The following is a 16,413-nucleotide window of genomic DNA, read 5'->3' as shown; positions in this document are numbered from 1 at the left end:
CGCCGAAGCATTCTTACGACCGAAAATTACTTACAACCTTGGCCTCGCACCCCTTTTCGGTTAACGCGCGCTCCATCATGGCTACCCCACAAACGCTGTACGAAAAGATCTGGGCCGCGCACGTCGTCGAACGCCGCGACGACGGCACCTGCCTGATCTATATCGACCGCCACCTCGTCCACGAAGTCACCAGCCCACAGGCCTTCGAAGGTCTCCGCGTGGCAGGCCGCAAGGTCCGCCGCCCCGACCTGACGCTAGCCGTCCCCGATCATAACCTCCCGACCACAGCGCGCAAAGACGCCGCCGGCCGCGTCCTGCCGATCGCCGACCCGGAAAGCGCGCAGCAACTCGACGCGCTCCGCGGCAATACGACCGAGTTCGGCATCGACTATATCGACGCGACCGCCGCCGAGCAGGGCATCGTCCACGTCGTCGGCCCCGAGCAGGGCTTCACGCTCCCCGGCACGACTTTGGTCTGCGGCGACAGCCACACCTCCGCGCACGGTGCCCTGGGCGCATTGGCATTCGGGATCGGCACCAGCGAGGTCGAACATGTCCTCGCCACGCAGACATTGTTGTTGTCGCAGGCCAAGACGATGGAAGTCCGCGTCGACGGCGAACTCGGCTTCGGCGTCTCCCCCAAGGACGTCATCCTAGCGATCATCGGCAAGATCGGCGCGGCGGGCGGCACCGGCCACGTCATCGAATTCACCGGCAGCGTGATCCGCAACATGTCGATCGAAGGTCGCCTGACGATCGCCAACATGTCGATCGAGGCGGGCGCGCGCGCCGGCCTGATCGCGCCCGACGACACTACCTTCGCCTATCTCAAGGGCCGCCCGATGGCTCCGACCGGTGAGAACTGGGATCGCGCCGTCGCGTGGTGGCGCAGCCTCGCAACCGATCCCGGCGCCAAATACGACAAATCCGTCACGCTCGATGCCGCGGATATCGCCCCCGGCCTCACCTGGGGCACCAGCCCCGAGGACGTCGTGCCGATCACCGGAGTCGTCCCCGAACCGTCGAGCTTCGCCGATCCCGCCAAGCAGGCCGCCGCGCAGAAGTCGCTCGATTACATGGGCCTCACCGCAGGCACCGCGATGCGCGACGTGCCGATCCAGCACGTCTTCATCGGCAGCTGCACCAACAGCCGCATCGAGGACCTCCGCGCCGCCGCGGCGATCGCCGCCGGTCGCCATGTCGCGACCGGTGTGCGCGCGCTCGTCGTCCCCGGCTCGGGCCTCGTCAAGCGCCAGGCCGAAGCTGAAGGGCTCGACCGAATCTTCATCGCCGCGGGTTTCGAATGGCGCGAACCGGGCTGTTCGATGTGCCTCGCGATGAATCCGGACAAAGTCCCTGCGGGGGAGCGTTGCGCTTCCACGTCGAACCGTAATTTCGTCGGCAGACAGGGTCCCGGAGCGCGCACGCATCTGGTATCACCCGCGATGGCGGCGGCGGCGGCGGTGACCGGTAAGCTGAGCGACGTCAGAGAGTTGATGGGGGAAAAGGCGTGAAGAAGGTTTTCGTATTGCTGGCGGCTGGCGCAATGATCAGCGGCGTCGCGGCCTATGTCGCATCGGCGCGTGTGGTTCCGGAGCGCACGGAACAGCGATGACTCCCGTCACGACCGTCTCGGGCCGCGCCTATCCCTGGGGCGCGAAGAACATCGACACCGACGTCATCATCCCGGCGCACTGGCTGAAGACGATCACGCGCACCGGCCTCGGCCGCGGCGCGTTCGAAACGGTCCGCGCGCAGCCCGGCAACATCTTCGACGACCCGCGCTATGCCGGCTCGCCGATCCTCATTGCCGGCGATAATTTCGGCTGCGGCTCCAGTCGCGAGCATGCCGCGTGGGCGCTCGCCGACATGGGCATCACCGCGGTGATCGCGCCGAGCTTCTCGGACATCTTCTCGGGCAACGCGTTCAAGAACGGCATCGTGCCCGTCGTGCTTCCCCAGGAGGCGATCGACCGCTTGATGGAAGTCGCAAAGGACCAGACCGTCACCGTCGATCTCGAGACGATGACCGTCACTACCCCGTTCCAGGACCGCTTCACCTTCGAACTCGACGCATTCCGTCGCCAGTGCCTCATGGAAGGGCTGGACGAAGTCGGCCTGACGCTGGCAAGGGATACCCAGATTTCGAAATTCGAGGAGGCGGTCGCATCGAATCGCCCCTGGACGACGGTGGAGAGCGGGTATGCGAGCATTGGTGTCGAAGGCAGTCGGCGGACCTGAAACTCTGGAAATGGTCGAGCTGCCCGATCTGGTAGCCGGCCCCGGACAGGTGGTGGTCGCGGTCAAGGCCTGCGCGATCAACTTTCCCGACGTCCTGATCATCGAAGACAAATACCAGTTCAAGCCGCAGCGCCCGTTCGCACCGGGCGGCGAGATCGCCGGAACGATCGATTCGATCGGCGAAGGCGTCACCGGCTGGGAAATCGGCGACCGCGTCATCGCGATGCTCGGCCACGGCGGCCTGTGCGAGCAGGTGATCGCCGACCCCGCCAAACTGTACCGCCTTCCCGAAGGGCGTAGCTTTGCCGAGGGCGCCTCGCTGATCCTCACCTACGGCACGACGATCCACGCACTGCTCGACCGCGGTCACATCAAGGCGGGGCAGACGCTGCTCGTGCTCGGCGCGGCGGGCGGGGTAGGGCTCGCCGCGATCGAACTCGGCAAGGCGTTCGGCGCCAAGGTCGTCGCTGCGGTCTCTTCAGAGGAGAAGGCCGCCGCCGCCAAGTCCGCGGGCGCCGACGAAACGCTGATCTACGCCCGCGCCCCGTTCGACAAGGACCAGTCGAAGGCGCTCGCCGAGCAGTTCAAGGCCGCAGTCGGTCGCGACGGCGCACACGTGATCTACGATCCGGTCGGCGGCGACTATGCCGAGCCCGCGCTGCGATCGATCGCGTGGGAGGGCAGGTATCTCGTCGTCGGTTTTCCCGCCGGCATCCCGAAATTGCCGCTCAACCTGACGCTGCTGAAAAGCTGCGACGTGTGCGGCGTGTTCTGGGGAGCATTCGCGGCGCGTGATCCGAAAGCGAACCAGGCACATATCGAAACGCTGTTCGATCTTTGGGAAGCGGGAAGGATCGCGCCGCGTGTAACCGAGACATTTGCGTTCGAGGACGGCGGCAAGGCTATCGCGAAGATGGCGGCTCGCGGTGCTATCGGGAAACTCGTCGTAGAGGTTGGCTGAGCGCAGCCGCCTCTACCGGGGGTCAGATTAGTTTGTAAGCGACGGCGGCGATCGCGCCCCACATCGCCATCGACGCGAAAATGCCATAGGCAAGCCCGTGAACGACCGGCGGCGTGGCGCGCGCCTTGGTCAGGGGAACAGGTGGCAGTTGGGATAGCGTCGACATATCACTCTCCTAATCCGTGCACTGTGTCACGTGATCGACTTATATATCGTTACAACCGGACCATAGTTCCAGTAGTTTTTGTACGTTTCTGTCGATTGTTGCGCGAGCGTGATGCGCGACCTATCTCGGGGCCGACGACAAGGCTGAACGGGGACCCGCGCAATGACCAACTTCGACGACCGCGAACGCGCCAGCGAGGTGAATTTCGCGCGCGAGGAAGAGATGGCCTTCCGGATAACGGCGCGTCGTAATCGCTTGCTCGGGGTATGGGCGGCGCATGAAATGCAGCTGACCCCCGAGGAGACGGATGCGTATGCGACCGCGCTCGTGCATGCCGACATGGAAGGCGGCGGCGACGACGACGTCGTGCGGAAACTGGTCGGCGACCTGACCGCAGCGGGGCTCGACCATGACGAGGCTACGGTCCGACGCGCGCTCGCGCAGCAGATGATCGAGGCGCGTCGCCAATTGCTGGAGTCGCATTGATATGCCGATGGCTGCCAACGATATCGAAGCGATGATCAAGGACGCGATCCCCGATGCCCAGGTCGAGATCACCGATCTCGCAGGGGACGGCGATCATTATGCTGCCAAGGTCACTGCCGCCAGCTTTGCCGGGATGAGCCGGGTGAAGCAGCATCAGGCCGTCTATGCCGCACTTGGCGGTCGGATGGGCGGCGTCCTGCATGCACTACAGCTTACGACCGCAATTTCCTGAGGACCGAAGACATGACCGACGATTCCAACGCCCGCATCGACGCCCTGGTAAAAGCCAGCCCGGTAGTCCTGTTCATGAAGGGCAGCCCGCTGTTCCCGCAGTGCGGCTTTTCCAGCCGCGCGATTGCGATCCTCAACCATCTCGAGGTCGAGTTCGAGAGCGTCGACGTGTTGCAGGACCAAGGCATCCGGCAGGGTATCAAGAGCTATTCGGATTGGCCGACGATCCCGCAGCTTTACGTCGATGGCGAATTCGTCGGCGGCTCGGACATCATGATGGAGATGTATGAGAGCGGCGAGCTGGCGCAGTTGTTCGAGACGCAGAAGGCCAACTGATCGAGGCACCGGGTGGGTGGATCGACGCGAGACCGGAAGGAAAAGCGGTCGATCCACCCTGTGAACGCGATCGCGTTCGGTGACGGCACACTAGTTGCACGGCCCATGCCAGAACCTGCCGTTCGCAGTTTTGGCGACGTTCGATAGTTAATCCAGGTTTGGCCCGACGTCGGCCTGTAAGAGTTTCCGACAGCTCTCCGCGAGCAACGAGGTCTTGCCATCGCCGCGTCGAGCCGCCATTTCGCATTTATGGCTGAGCATCCGACCGGTATCCCGATCCAGCTCGAGCCGCTCGTCGTTCGCGTGCTCGCGCCCAACGCCTCTCCCTACACCTATACGGGTACGCAGACGCACATCGTCGGCACGACCGATATTGCCGTGATCGATCCCGGTCCAGATGATCCCGCCCATATCGGTGCGCTGGTGCGCGCGATCGATGGCCGCCCGGTCAAGGCGATCGTCGTCACGCATCACCACCGCGACCATAGCCCGGCGACCCGTCCGCTCCAGGCGCTAACCGGCGCCCCGATCGTCGGCGCGGCGCCGTTCGACCTCACCGACATGGGCGCGCGAGCAGACGCGTCGTTCGACGCCGCCTACGCCCCTGATCGCGTTCTTTCCGAGGGCGATAGCGTCACCGGCACAGGCTGGACGCTGGAGGCGATCGCGACTCCTGGCCACACCTCGAACCATCTTGCCTTCGCGCTACCCGAGACGAAGGCGCTGTTCTCCGGTGATCACGTCATGGGCTGGTCGACGACGATCGTCTCGCCGCCCGACGGCAATATGACGGCGTACATGGCCAGCCTCGAAAAGCTGATGGGGCGTGACGACCGGGTCTATTACCCCGGTCACGGCGAGGCGATCGACAAGCCGCAACGCCTCGTCCGCGGCATGCTCGGCCACCGCAAGCAACGCGAAGGGCAGATACTCCGCCTGCTCCGCGACGGCGCGCGGCCGATCCCGGCGATGGTCGAGCGCATGTATGTCGGTCTCCGCCCGCAACTCGTGCCAGCCGCGGCACGATCGGTGCTGGCGCATCTGTACGACCTGCAAACCCGCGGACTGGTTATCGAGGAAGGCGAGACATGGCGAACGACAGCGTGACCGAACCCGTGCGCAAGAGCGGCGTGGCCCCGTTCTTGGCGAAAGCCGTTGGCGTCGTCTTGATCCTCGTCCTCGCGGGGCTGCTCGTGCTCTGGGGTGTGCAGCGCTACGTCAGCGACCGGCTCACGCCCGATCCGACGACGATCGCCAGCGCGAGCCTCGAAGGCCTGCGCGAGCAGAACCGCCTGTCGGCATTCGCCGCGCGTTACGTCGCGGTCGTCACGTCGAAACAGTCGCAGCTCGGATTCACGACCGAGAAGACGCTGATCATGCCCGGCATGGTCCGCTACGAGGTCGACATGGCCAAGCTGACCCAGTCCGACGTCGCGTGGGATGGCAATTCGAAGACGCTGTCCGTGCGCCTTCCCGCCGTCGAAGCCGATGGCCCGCAGGTCGATCTCAACGCGGTGCGCGAATATGGTTCGGGCGGTGTGCTGACGACGTTCACCGATGCCGAGAAGCGCCTCGACGCCGCCAACCGCCGTGCCGGCCAGATCGAACTGATCCGCCAGGCGCGCGAACCCGCGATGATCAAGCTCGCGCGCGACGCGACGCGCCGTGCGGTCGAACGCAGTTTCGCGATGCCGCTGCGGGCTGCCGGAATCGACGCGACCGTCGCAGTGCGCTTCGCCGACGAGCCGACCGCGAATACCGAACGCTGGGACACCTCGCGCTCGCTGCAGGACGTGCTAGGGAATCGTCGCTAGAAGACGGGCGCTAAACTCGGGATACGACCATGGAATTGAAGCAGAACTTCGCCGGTATCGACATACGCGCCGAGATCGAGCGCCTCCGCAAGGAGAAGAACGCCGTCATCCTCGCGCATTATTATCAGAAGCCCGAACTTCAGGATCTGGCGGATTTTGTCGGCGACAGCCTCGACCTGTCACGCAAGGCCGCGGCTACCGACGCCGACGTGATCGCGTTCTGCGGCGTGCGCTTCATGGCCGAGACCGCCAAGATCCTGTCGCCCGACAAGATCGTGATCCTGCCTGACATGGACGCTGGCTGCAGCCTCGAGGACAGCTGCCCGCCCGAGCAGTTCGCGGCCTTCCGCGCGAAGCACCCCGATCACATCGCGCTGACCTACATCAACTGCTCGACCGAGGTGAAGGCGCTCTCCGACATCATCGTCACCTCGTCGTCGGCGGACACGATCCTCGCGCAGATCCCGCCCGAGCAGAAGATCATCTTCGGCCCCGACCGCAATCTCGGCGGCTATCTCGCGCGGAAGACCGGCCGCGACATGCTGCTGTGGCCGGGCGTGTGTATCGTCCACGAGGCGTTCAGCGAGACCGAGCTGATGAAGTTGAAGGCGCAGCATCCCGGCGCGCCCGTCGTGGCGCATCCCGAGTGCCCGCCGATCATCCTCGATCACGCCGATTACGTCGGCTCGACCCGCGGGATACTCGATTACGCGCTGGCGATGCCGGGCGATACGCTGATCGTCGCGACCGAGCCGCACATCATCCACCAGATGGAAAAGGCGCTCCCGAACAAGCGCTTCATCGGGGCGCCGGGTGCGGACGGCAACTGCAACTGCAATATCTGTCCGTACATGGCGCTCAACACGCTCGAAAAGCTGTACGTCGCGCTACGCGATCTGTCGCCGCGGATCGAGATCGAGGAGGGGCTTCGTCTACAGGCGAAGAAGAGCCTCGACCGCATGCTGTCGATGGCGTCGAATACCGTCGGGAAGGGTGATCTCGGGCCGAAGTGACGGCGCGTTTCACTAAACGGTCGGCTGGGGTGGATGATCCCGGCCCGCCGCGTCTACATCAAGACGCGCTCAGAGCGCCGGGACGTCGGCACCGCTCAACTGGGCAAGCGCCTGATCGATATGGATGGCGGCAAGCGGCAACTGGAGCGCGTCGGCCAGCGTAAGCGCTTCGTCCAGCAGGGCATGCAGGCGTGCGGTATCGGCCATCGTCGTGGTGGGCATAAGAATATCCTCGGTAGTCATCGGGCAACCCTCGACGTTCCAAATGGTTCCATGGCGGCAAAATAAATATGCGAGTCGAATGAGGTGCAAAGTCGCTGTCCCGGAGATCGATTTTTTGGCACCGGGCGCCGAACATATTTTCGACCAGCAATCCGGAGACGCCAGGTGAAGACAGCATTGCCCGAGTCGTTCGATATCAACGCCTTCGTCGCGGCGACGCTGGCCGAGGATCTTGGCACGATCGGTGACATCACGTCGGCCGCGGTCATCCCCGCAGACGCGCGGTTCACCGGCGTCATGGACAGCCGCGATCCGATCGTCGTCGCTGGCCTCGACCTTGCCGAAGCCTTCTTCCGCGCGCTGGACCCGGACGTGCGGATCGAACGCCTCGTCCGCGATGGGCAGCAGGTAACGGCCGGCACCGAACTCATGCGGCTCGAAGGGGCAGGGCGCGCGATGCTGACGGCAGAGCGATCCGCGCTCAACACCGTCCAGCATCTGTCGGGCATCGCGACGATGACGCGCGCGTATGTCGACGCGATCAAGGGGACGGGCGCAATCCTGCTCGACACGCGCAAGACGATCCCGGGCCTGCGCGTGCTGGAGAAATACGCGACCCGGATGGGTGGTGCGCAGAACCACCGCATGGGGCTGTGGGATGCCGCGATGATCAAGGACAATCACGTCGCGGTCGCGGGCGGTGTCGCCGAGGCGGTCCGGCGCGCCAAGACGGCGGGAATCGCGCAGATCATCGTCGAGGTCGACCGCATCGACCAGATCGAGCCGGCGCTGGAGGCGGGCGCGACCCACCTGCTGCTCGACAACATGCCGCCGGCGATGTTGCGCGAAGCGGTGGCGCTCGCCGCCGGTCGTGTCCCGACCGAAGCATCGGGCGGCGTCAATCTCGACACCATCCGCGCGATTGCTGAATCTGGCGTGACCTATGTGTCGGTCGGCCGCTTGACGCAGTCGGCGCCCGCAGCAGATATAGGGCTGGACTTCGCGACCGTCGAATAGCTCCGCCAGATCCGGCGCGGGCCTTCGGCTGGCCAGGTCAGGGAGTAGGACCATGATCAGGCCGGTTGCCATCGTTCGCTACGAGCGCCTCTATTGGGCGGCGTTCATACTGGATACGGTCGTCGCGGCGATGACCTGGACGCAGCGCGAGGCGATCGTCACCGCCTATCCGGTACTCGCCAAGGCGACATGGATTTTGCCGACGTTCCAGGCGATCGGGATCGCAGTGACGGTGCTGCTCTGGTACTTCACCGCGCGCGCGCCGAGCGTCGTCGCGAAATGGGTGGTCGTGATCCTCGCCGCCTTGTCGACCTGGGCCGCCATCCAGGCGCTCGCGACGGGTAGCGCGATCGTCGGCACGGCATCGATCCTCTCGCTCATCGCAGAAGCACTCTACGTCGCTGCCGCCGTCCAGCTTTTCCGGCCCGGCAGCAAGGCTTGGTTCGGTGAGGACGATGACGCCGATTTCGACACCGATACCGACAGAGGGAACGTCGCATGATCTCCAGGCTGACCCTCGCCGCCGTCGCGATCGCACTGCCGAGTGTCGTGCAGGCGCAGGCCTATCAATGCTCGACTCCCACGTCGGTCGAGCGCGTCCGCCCGGACCTGCCGTCGGAGAGCCAGCCGAAGCGGGATATCCCGATCGGCAGCTACACGCTCGCGATCACCTGGGCGCCGCAATATTGCCGTGAGAATGGCGATCGCACCGGGTCGACCTTCCAGTGCGGCGCGGGGAACCGGTTCGGCTTCACGCTGCACGGATTATGGCCTGATGGCGTCGGCAAGGACTGGCCGCAATATTGTCATGACGCCGAGTTCGTGCCGCCGCCCGTGATCCGAGCGCATCTCTGCACGACGCCGTCCGCGCAGTTGCTCCAGCATGAGTGGGCCAAGCACGGTACCTGCATGCCCGGCTATCGTCCGGCCAAGTATTTCAACCAGTCGGCCGGACTCTATGGCAAGCTCCGCTATCCGGACATGGACGCGTTGTCGCGTGCGCCACTGACCGCAGGCCGGTTCGCGGCTGCGATGGCGGGCGTGAACCCCGGCCTGAAAGCGGACATGATGCGCGTCACGGCCACCAAGCAGGGCTGGCTCGACGAGGTCTGGATCTGCCTCGACCGCCGCTTCCGCTACCGCCGCTGCCCCGTGCATCAGGGCGGACTGAACCCGAGCGCCCCGCTCCAGATCTGGCGTGGGAGTCGGTAGTCGGTAGTCTTCCGGAGGATTTGGAATTTTTTCCGTTCGTGCTGAGTAGCGACCGAGTAGCTCCGTCAGGAGCGTATCGAGGGCGCGTATCGAAGCATGGGTTCCGCGTCCAACCTGTCCTTCGATACGCCGTCTCGATACGCTCCGTTGGAGCTACTCGCCGGCTACTCAGGACGAACGGAAGACGGACGAACGGAAGAGCGGCGAACGGAAAGGGGGCGGACAGGCGGGAGCGCCCTCTACCGCCGGTCCCTCAACCAAACCAGCACCGCCGCCAGCACGCCGACCCCAGTCCCAACCAGAAACCCCGGCGTCGCCTGCCCGATCGCAAAGCCGACCCCCGCACCGCCCAGTATCCCCAGCGCGACGAGGAACCCGCCCGCAGCGCTCGGGTCCTTGTGGGGGGGGAGGGTGTCGCGGGAAGTCGGATCGGTCATCGCCATGTCCTGCCACGCGCCGCCGCCAGATGCCACCCACCCGCCAAGCGCGATCCGCACCCCGACGAAACGTGGCGGAAATACGGCGTTAGATACTGTTCCGCAACGACAAGCCCGGCTAGGAGCCGGACATGGTGTTCCGCGTCGGGCGAGCCGGGCCGGCCGCCGCCTTTTTCGTTCTGACGACAGCGGGTGCCCTACCTTGCGCGGGCATACGTGCCGCAGGAGCACAAACCGCGCCCGTGTCGACCCAAACGCAAGCAACGCCGACCGCCGACACACCGATGTCGCTCGACCCCAATTCGCCGCTCGCCCCGCTGCCAGACATCGGCGTCGCCTGGCCCGATCTCGCCATGTCGCCGATGGACCCGGCCGCCACGGTCGCCGCGGTCGATGCCAATGCGGAGAGCCGCTACGCCTGGCGGATCGACGGCATAGACGGGATCAACGACGCGCTGCTCCGCCAACGGTTCGCCGCACTGTCCACGCTCGACGCGAACGATCACCAGGCCGCCAACGCCGCGCAACTCGATCGCCGCGCCCGCGAAGATGCCGACCTGCTCAACAGCCTGCTCCGCGCGGAAGGCTATTACGACTCCAACGTCGTCACGCGCGTCGAACCGGGCGCGAAACCGATGGTCGTGCTTTCGGCCACCCCCGGTACGCTCTACACATTCAAGGGCGTTACGATCGATGGCATCGCCGCGGCAAGTGACAAGGCACCAGGCCTGACGACTGCGTTCGGGATCAAGCCCGAAGACCCGGTCAATTCCGATGCGATCGTCGCGGGGCAGGCCAAGCTGACGACGCAGATCGGCCGCGAGGGCTTTCCTTTCGCCAAGGTCGGCGATCCGGCTATCGTCGTCGACCACGCGACCCGCACCGCGACGCTCGACCTGTCCGTCCAACCCGGCGGCGCGCGCAAGTTCGGACAGGTCGTCGCGCTACCCGGCAATCGCGTGTTCGGCGCGGACCATGTCGCGGAGATCGCGCGCTTCTCGCCTGGCGACCTATACGATGCCGCCAAACTCGACGACCTCCGCCGCGCGCTGATCCAGACCAGCCTCGTCTCCGCGGTCGATCTCAAGCCAGTGCAGGGCGCGACCCCCGATACCGTCGATATCGCCGTAAAGCTCGATCGCGCGCCGCCGCACACCATAGCGGGCGAACTTGGCTACGGCACCGGCGAAGGTGCGCGTGCGGAACTCAGCTGGACGCACCGCAACCTGTTCCCGCCCGAAGGCGCGCTGACGCTGCGCGGCGTGCTGGGAACGCAGGAACAGCTCGGTTCGGTCGTCTTCCGCCGCAACAACTTCAAGGCGCGAGACCGGGTGCTGACGCTCCAGGCGTCCGCCGCGCATACCAACCGCGACGCCTACGATGCGAAGACCTATTCGCTCGCCGGCACGCTCGAGCGCCAGACCAACATCTTCTTCCAGAAGACCTGGACGTGGTCGGTCGGTGCCGAACTGCTCGCGTCCGACGAGCAGGACGTGATCCTCTCGACCGGCGATCCCCGCCGCCGGACCTTCTTCATCGGCGCACTACCGACCAGCCTCAACTACGACGGCTCGGACGATTTGCTCAACCCGACCAAGGGCTTCCGTCTCGGCGGCCGGCTCAGCCCCGAAGTCTCGCTGCAAGGTTCGGTGTTCGGCTATGCGCGTACCCAGTTCGACGGGAGCGTCTATCGCCCCTTTGGCGATCGGGTGGTGCTCGCCGCGCGTACCCGGCTCGGCACCATCGTCGGCGCGCCGCGCGATCAGGTCGCGCCTTCCCGCCGCTTCTACGCGGGCGGCGGCGCGTCGGTGCGCGGCTACGGCTATCAGTCGATCGGCCCGCGCGACCCGAACAACGACCCGATCGGCGGCCGCAGCCTGACCGAATTCTCGATCGAGGCGCGCGTCCGCGTCCTCGGCAGCTTCGGGATCGTACCGTTTCTCGACGCGGGCAACATCTACACCTCCCCGCTGCCGAAGTTCACCGGGCTGCAATACGGCACCGGGATCGGCGTGCGCTATTATTCAAACTTCGGCCCGATCCGCCTCGACGTCGGCACCCCGATCAACCCACAACCCGGCGACAGCCGCATCGCCGTCTACGTTTCGCTGGGACAGGCGTTTTGACCGAAGAGGTCACTCTTCCAAGGCGCCGGATCGCCTGGTGGCGGTGGATCGCAAGCGCGGTCATGGCGCTGCTCGCGATCGTCGGCGCGGCGTTGCTGATCGTCGACACCGACATCGGCCACCGTTTCGTCGCGGACCGGATCGCGGCGATCAAGACCGCGAACGGCCTGCGCTTCACGGTCGGTCGGATCGACGGCTCGCTATACGGCGACACCCGCCTGACCGATCTCCGCGTGTACGATCTTGAGGGTCTCGTCTTCCAGGCGCCCAACGTCACGCTCGACTGGTCGCCGTTCGACTGGTTCTCGAACCGCTTGGAGATCCGTCGGCTGATCGTCGATCGCGCGATCCTGACGCACACCCCGCGCACGCGCCCGTCGAAAAGCCGTGGCCCGATCCTGCCCGACTTCGACATCCACATCGGCAAGCTCTCGGTCGGCCGCCTCACGCTGGCGAAGCGCGTACTCGGGACCGAGCGGATCGGGACGCTCGAAGGCCGCGCCGACATCCGCTCCGGCCGCGCACTCGTCGACCTCAAGGCACGCGTCGCCGGCAGCGACGACCTGAAGCTCCGGATCGACGCCGAGCCCGCACGCGACCGTTTCGACCTCGACGTCGCCGCGAAGGGGGCCGCGGGCGGCGTGCTCGCGCGGATGGTGAAGGCGAGGGGCTCGGTCGCGCTCGCGGTCACCGGCGACGGCAGCTGGGCGAAGTGGAGCGGCCGCGCGAACGGCATCGTCGGCACGACACGCGTCGTCGATCTCGCACTCGCGCAGGTCGCCGGCCGCTACACGCTGTCGGGCACGCTCGCGCCGTCTTCGCTGCTGAAGGGCCGGCTGCAGCGGCTGACGGCGCCGCGCGTGCTTGTCAACGGCAGCGCCGGGTTCGCCAATCGCCGTCTCGACGGCCAGCTCTCGCTGCGCACGCCCGCGCTGGCGGTCGACACGACCGGCATCATCGACCTCGCAGCCAACGCCTACCGCGACGTGCGGATCAAGGCACGACTGCTCCGGCCGCCAGCGCTGTTCGACAACATGACCGGCAACGTGGTGGAATTGCGTGCGATCCTGGACGGCCCGTTCGCGACCGCCGCGTTCGACTATCGCCTCGACGCCAGCCGGTTCGCATTCGACCAGACCGGGTTCGAGAACGCGCACGCCGCCGGCAAGGGCCGCCTGTCCGCGGCGCCGGTAACCGTCCCGATCCGCTTCACCGCGGCGCGTGTGACTGGCGTTGGCACCGTCGCAGGCGGGATCCTGCGCAACCTTTCGGTCGACGGCCTGCTCCGCGTGACGCCGACGCTGCTCACCGGCGACGCGCTCAGGCTCCGCTCGGACAAGCTCACCGGCAGCATCAATCTCGCGGTCGACCTGCGCAACGGCCAGTTCGAGGTCGGCATCAACGGCGGGCTCGGCCGCTATCTGATCCCCGGCCTCGGCATCGTCGACGTGAAGTCCACACTTCGCGTCGTCCCCGGCCCGAACCGCCACGGCACGCGCGTGATCGGTCAGGGCAGCGCGCAGATGGTGCGGCTCGACAACGCCTTCTTCCGCAGCCTCGCCGGCGGGCTGCCGCGGATCACCACCAACCTCGAACGCACCACCGACGGCGTGCTGCACTTGACCAACCTCGTCCTCACCGCGCCGCAGATCCGGCTGACCGGCAACGGCTATCGTCGTCGCGACGGCACTTTCCATTTCGAGGGCGGCGGGCGCCAGCAGACTTACGGCCCGGTGACGCTGAAACTCGACGGCCAGATCGAAAAGCCGACGCTCGACCTCGTTTTCGCCAGCCCCAACGCGACGCTCGGGCTGTCGAACGTTCGCGCGCGTCTCGACCCGACGCCGCAGGGTTTCGCGTTCACCGCGGCGGGCGGATCGCGGCTCGGGCCGTTCACCACCAACGGCGCGATCCTGTTGCCGCCCGGCGCCGATGCGACGATCGCCATCGCCGCGCTGAACGTTGCCGGCACCAAGGCGAGCGGTAACATCGCGGTCGTCGATGGCGGCTTCAACGGCGCGCTTGCGGTTGCCGGCGGCGGCATCTCGGGTGAACTCCTGTTCCGCCCGGTCGGCCAGATCCAGCGTATCGAAGGCCACCTCGCCGCAAAGGCCGCGACGCTCGACGGCATCGCGCTCCGCCAGGGCAAGTTGGACTTCGTCACGTTGCTCGATCCCGCCGGCACCTCGATCGAGGCGACCGCGACCGGTCTCGGCCTGCGTCGCGGCACGTTCAGCCTCGCCCGGTTCAACGGTTCCGCGTCGCTGCGCGGCGGCGTCGGCACGATCAAGGCATCGATCGCCGGCTCCCGCGGCCGCGCGTTCGATATCCAGAGCGTCACCCAGGTCACTGCCACGAGCTACGCGATCTCCGCGCAAGGCACGCTCGACGGCCGCCCGCTTAAACTGCTCACGCCGGCGGTTTTGACCCAGGAAGAAGATGGCTGGCATCTGGCGCCGACCAAGCTCAGCTTCTCGGGCGGCGAGGCTCAGGTCGGCGGCCGCTTCACTGCCGCCAGCACCGCGATCGACGCCAGCCTGACGCGCATGCCGCTCGCGATCCTCGACATCGCCTATCCCGGGCTCGGTCTCAGCGGCAGCGCGTCGGGCAGCTTCACGATCGCTACCGCGAATGGTGCAGCCCCGACCGGCAAGGCGAACGTGACGATCCGCGGGCTCAGCCGCGCCGGCCTCGTCCTCTCGTCGCGCCCGATCGACGTCGGCGTCGCGGCGGTGCTCTCCCCCGACAAGCTCGGCCTGCGCGCGGTGATCGCGTCCGCCGGAAAGACGATCGGCCGCGCGCAAGCCCAGCTCGCGCCGCTGGGGCAGGGGGACCTCGCCTCGCGCATCACCAACGCCCGCCTGTTCGGCCAGCTCCGCTACAGCGGTCCTGCCGACACGCTCTGGCGTCTCACCGGGGTCGAGCTGTTCGACCTGTCCGGCCCGGTCGCGATCGGCGCGGACGTCGTCGGCACGCTCGCCAACCCGACCCTGCGCGGCGTCGTCCAGGCCAACGGCGCGCGGATCGAGAGCGCGACGACCGGCACCGTCCTCACCAACGTCCAGGCGACCGGCCGGTTCGGCGGCTCGCGGCTCGTCATCGACCGGTTCGGCGCGGACGCGGGCAAGGGCGGGCGCGTCACCGGTACAGGCCAGTTCGAATTCGCCGCCGCCGCCGGGATCGGCCTCGACCTAGCGCTCCAGGCCGACAAGGCGGTGATGATCAACCGCGACGATATCGGCGCGACCGTCTCCGGGCCGCTAACGTTCAAGTCGAATGGCTCGGGTGGCACGATCGCGGGCGATGTCGTGCTCGACAAGAGCCGCTACCGCCTCGGCCAGGCCACCGCTGCCAGCGCCGTCCCCCAGCTCAACATCCGCGAGATCAACCTGCCCGACGGCGGCGAGGAAGTCGCGACCCCGACCAAGCCGTGGACGTTGGCGATCAAGGCCCGCGCGCCGAACCAAGTGATGGTCAGCGGGCTTGGCCTCACCAGCGAATGGTCCGCCAACCTCCAGATCGCCGGCCAGCCCGAGAACCCGGCGATCACCGGCCGCGCCACGCTGATCCGCGGCGACTACGAGTTCGCGGGGCGCCAGTTCGAGCTGGCGCGCGGCGTGATCCGCTTCGACGGGCAGGTGCCCGCGAACCCTGCACTCGATATCGAGGCGAACGCGGACTCGACGGGTTTGAGCGCATCGATCCGGGTCACCGGCTATGCGCTCAAACCCGAGATCGGCTTCACCAGCACGCCCGCGCTGCCCGAGGACGAACTGCTCTCGCGGCTGCTGTTCGGCACCTCGATTACGAACCTGTCCGCGCCCGAGGCTCTCCAATTGGCTGCGGCAGTCGCGGCGTTGCAGGGCGGTGGCAGCGGCTTGAACCCAATCAACGCGGTGCGCCGCGCGGCCGGGCTCGACCGCCTGCGCATCCTTCCCGCCGATCCGCAGACCGGCCAGGGCACCTCGATCGCGGCGGGCAAATACGTCACGCGGCGCCTGTATGCTGAGATTGTGACCGACGGTCAGGGCTATTCCGCCACGCAGGTCGAGTTCCAGGTCACGCGCTGGCTGTCATTGCTGTCGAGCATCTCCACGCTCGGCCGGCAGAGCGCTAACGTCCGCGTGTCGAAGGATTATTGAAGGATGATC

17 protein-coding genes are annotated in these 16,413 nt (G+C 66.6%); 14 read left to right on the top strand and 3 right to left on the bottom strand.

The window, feature by feature from the left end; translation table 11 throughout:
• Positions 1-77 precede the first annotated feature (77 nt).
• The 3 genes from leuC (at position 78) to AC1MH0_RS05705 (ending at position 3,202) form a co-directional block, all read left to right on the top strand.
• Complete coding sequence (leuC, locus tag AC1MH0_RS05715; RefSeq protein ID WP_480965075.1) at positions 78-1,514, top strand: 3-isopropylmalate dehydratase large subunit; 1,437 nt, start codon at positions 78-80, stop codon at positions 1,512-1,514.
• A 97-nt stretch (positions 1,515-1,611) separates the two neighbouring features.
• Positions 1,612-2,241 carry a 3-isopropylmalate dehydratase small subunit gene (leuD, locus tag AC1MH0_RS05710; RefSeq protein WP_480965074.1) on the top strand — a complete coding sequence of 210 codons (630 nt, stop codon included), beginning with the start codon at positions 1,612-1,614 and terminating at the stop codon, positions 2,239-2,241.
• A complete protein-coding gene (locus AC1MH0_RS05705) occupies positions 2,204-3,202 on the top strand; it encodes an NADPH:quinone oxidoreductase family protein (RefSeq protein ID WP_480965073.1) in 999 nt (332 codons plus the stop codon). Before leuD ends, AC1MH0_RS05705 begins: the two co-directional genes overlap by 38 nt.
• A gap of 22 nt (positions 3,203-3,224) precedes the next feature.
• Here the strand turns inward: AC1MH0_RS05705 and AC1MH0_RS05700 are convergent, their stop codons facing one another.
• On the bottom strand, positions 3,225-3,368 hold the full coding sequence (locus AC1MH0_RS05700) for a hypothetical protein (protein ID WP_480965072.1): 144 nt from the start codon (positions 3,366-3,368) through the stop codon (positions 3,225-3,227).
• Between the two features lie 162 nt (positions 3,369-3,530).
• Between AC1MH0_RS05700 and AC1MH0_RS05695 the strand changes: the two genes are divergently transcribed.
• From AC1MH0_RS05695 to nadA, 6 genes are all read left to right on the top strand, one after another.
• Complete coding sequence (locus AC1MH0_RS05695) at positions 3,531-3,854, top strand: DUF1476 domain-containing protein (RefSeq protein ID WP_480965071.1); 324 nt, start codon at positions 3,531-3,533, stop codon at positions 3,852-3,854.
• A 1-nt stretch (position 3,855) separates the two neighbouring features.
• Positions 3,856-4,086: a BolA/IbaG family iron-sulfur metabolism protein gene (locus tag AC1MH0_RS05690; RefSeq protein WP_056489106.1), complete on the top strand. Its 231-nt coding sequence runs from the start codon at positions 3,856-3,858 to the stop codon at positions 4,084-4,086.
• 11 nt (positions 4,087-4,097) lie between these two features.
• Positions 4,098-4,421 (top strand): Grx4 family monothiol glutaredoxin, encoded by a 324-nt coding sequence (gene grxD / locus AC1MH0_RS05685; RefSeq protein WP_056057434.1) that lies wholly within the window; start codon positions 4,098-4,100, stop codon positions 4,419-4,421.
• 249 nt (positions 4,422-4,670) lie between these two features.
• Positions 4,671-5,528, top strand: coding sequence for an MBL fold metallo-hydrolase (locus AC1MH0_RS05680; protein ID WP_480965070.1), 858 nt, complete (start codon positions 4,671-4,673; stop codon positions 5,526-5,528).
• The gene (locus AC1MH0_RS05675) at positions 5,510-6,235 is read left to right on the top strand and encodes a DUF4230 domain-containing protein (RefSeq protein ID WP_480965069.1); all 726 of its coding nucleotides are present in this window, start codon (positions 5,510-5,512) and stop codon (positions 6,233-6,235) included. The genes AC1MH0_RS05680 and AC1MH0_RS05675 overlap by 19 nt, the downstream gene beginning before the upstream one ends.
• 29 nt (positions 6,236-6,264) lie before the next feature.
• Positions 6,265-7,248: a quinolinate synthase NadA gene (gene nadA, locus AC1MH0_RS05670; RefSeq protein ID WP_480965068.1), complete on the top strand. Its 984-nt coding sequence runs from the start codon at positions 6,265-6,267 to the stop codon at positions 7,246-7,248.
• A gap of 69 nt (positions 7,249-7,317) precedes the next feature.
• Here nadA and AC1MH0_RS05665 read toward each other — a convergent pair whose 3' ends face one another.
• Positions 7,318-7,470, bottom strand: a complete 153-nt coding sequence (locus AC1MH0_RS05665) for a hypothetical protein (protein ID WP_480965067.1) — start codon at positions 7,468-7,470, stop codon at positions 7,318-7,320.
• A gap of 165 nt (positions 7,471-7,635) precedes the next feature.
• Here AC1MH0_RS05665 and nadC point away from each other — a divergent pair, with 165 nt between their 5' ends.
• Genes nadC through AC1MH0_RS05650 form a run of 3 tightly spaced genes read left to right on the top strand, consistent with a single transcriptional unit; the run spans position 7,636 to position 9,699 of the window.
• Positions 7,636-8,487, top strand: coding sequence for a carboxylating nicotinate-nucleotide diphosphorylase (gene nadC, locus AC1MH0_RS05660; protein WP_480965066.1), 852 nt, complete (start codon positions 7,636-7,638; stop codon positions 8,485-8,487).
• A gap of 52 nt (positions 8,488-8,539) precedes the next feature.
• Positions 8,540-8,989, top strand: a complete 450-nt coding sequence (locus AC1MH0_RS05655) for a hypothetical protein (protein WP_480965065.1) — start codon at positions 8,540-8,542, stop codon at positions 8,987-8,989.
• Positions 8,986-9,699 (top strand): ribonuclease T2 family protein, encoded by a 714-nt coding sequence (locus AC1MH0_RS05650; RefSeq protein ID WP_480965064.1) that lies wholly within the window; start codon positions 8,986-8,988, stop codon positions 9,697-9,699. Before AC1MH0_RS05655 ends, AC1MH0_RS05650 begins: the two co-directional genes overlap by 4 nt.
• Before the next feature lie 239 nt (positions 9,700-9,938).
• On the opposite strand, the gene AC1MH0_RS05645 is transcribed toward AC1MH0_RS05650, so the two are convergent.
• A complete protein-coding gene (locus AC1MH0_RS05645) occupies positions 9,939-10,196 on the bottom strand; it encodes a hypothetical protein (RefSeq protein ID WP_480965063.1) in 258 nt (85 codons plus the stop codon).
• A 71-nt stretch (positions 10,197-10,267) separates the two neighbouring features.
• On the opposite strand from AC1MH0_RS05645, the gene AC1MH0_RS05640 reads away from it, so the two are divergent.
• Together AC1MH0_RS05640 and AC1MH0_RS05635 are read left to right on the top strand one after the other, a co-directional pair.
• Positions 10,268-12,262 (top strand): autotransporter assembly complex protein TamA, encoded by a 1,995-nt coding sequence (locus AC1MH0_RS05640; protein WP_480965062.1) that lies wholly within the window; start codon positions 10,268-10,270, stop codon positions 12,260-12,262.
• Positions 12,263-12,324: 62 nt separating this feature from the next.
• A complete protein-coding gene (locus AC1MH0_RS05635) occupies positions 12,325-16,404 on the top strand; it encodes a translocation/assembly module TamB domain-containing protein (RefSeq protein WP_480965685.1) in 4,080 nt (1,359 codons plus the stop codon).
• Positions 16,405-16,413: the final 9 nt, after the last annotated feature.

This window comes from Sphingomonas sp. AP28 (genome assembly GCF_056680455.1).
This window is presented reverse-complemented; position numbering and strand designations above follow the sequence as displayed.

Bases quoted from the DNA above. Each gene is read 5' to 3' on its own strand.
- grxD (WP_056057434.1), top strand. From the start codon at position 4,098: ATGACCGACGATTCCAACGCCCGCATCGACGCCCTGGTAAAAGCCAGC.
- AC1MH0_RS05640 (WP_480965062.1), top strand. From the start codon at position 10,268: ATGGTGTTCCGCGTCGGGCGAGCCGGGCCGGCCGCCGCCTTTTTCGTT.
- AC1MH0_RS05650 (WP_480965064.1), top strand. From the start codon at position 8,986: ATGATCTCCAGGCTGACCCTCGCCGCCGTCGCGATCGCACTGCCGAGT.
- AC1MH0_RS05675 (WP_480965069.1), top strand. From the start codon at position 5,510: ATGGCGAACGACAGCGTGACCGAACCCGTGCGCAAGAGCGGCGTGGCC.
- AC1MH0_RS05655 (WP_480965065.1), top strand. From the start codon at position 8,540: ATGATCAGGCCGGTTGCCATCGTTCGCTACGAGCGCCTCTATTGGGCG.
- AC1MH0_RS05635 (WP_480965685.1), top strand. From the start codon at position 12,325: ATGGCGCTGCTCGCGATCGTCGGCGCGGCGTTGCTGATCGTCGACACC.
- nadA (WP_480965068.1), top strand. From the start codon at position 6,265: ATGGAATTGAAGCAGAACTTCGCCGGTATCGACATACGCGCCGAGATC.
- AC1MH0_RS05690 (WP_056489106.1), top strand. From the start codon at position 3,856: ATGCCGATGGCTGCCAACGATATCGAAGCGATGATCAAGGACGCGATC.
- AC1MH0_RS05700 (WP_480965072.1), bottom strand. From the start codon at position 3,368: ATGTCGACGCTATCCCAACTGCCACCTGTTCCCCTGACCAAGGCGCGC.
- AC1MH0_RS05665 (WP_480965067.1), bottom strand. From the start codon at position 7,470: ATGCCCACCACGACGATGGCCGATACCGCACGCCTGCATGCCCTGCTG.
- leuD (WP_480965074.1), top strand. From the start codon at position 1,612: ATGACTCCCGTCACGACCGTCTCGGGCCGCGCCTATCCCTGGGGCGCG.
- AC1MH0_RS05695 (WP_480965071.1), top strand. From the start codon at position 3,531: ATGACCAACTTCGACGACCGCGAACGCGCCAGCGAGGTGAATTTCGCG.
- leuC (WP_480965075.1), top strand. From the start codon at position 78: ATGGCTACCCCACAAACGCTGTACGAAAAGATCTGGGCCGCGCACGTC.
- AC1MH0_RS05705 (WP_480965073.1), top strand. From the start codon at position 2,204: ATGCGAGCATTGGTGTCGAAGGCAGTCGGCGGACCTGAAACTCTGGAA.
- AC1MH0_RS05680 (WP_480965070.1), top strand. From the start codon at position 4,671: ATGGCTGAGCATCCGACCGGTATCCCGATCCAGCTCGAGCCGCTCGTC.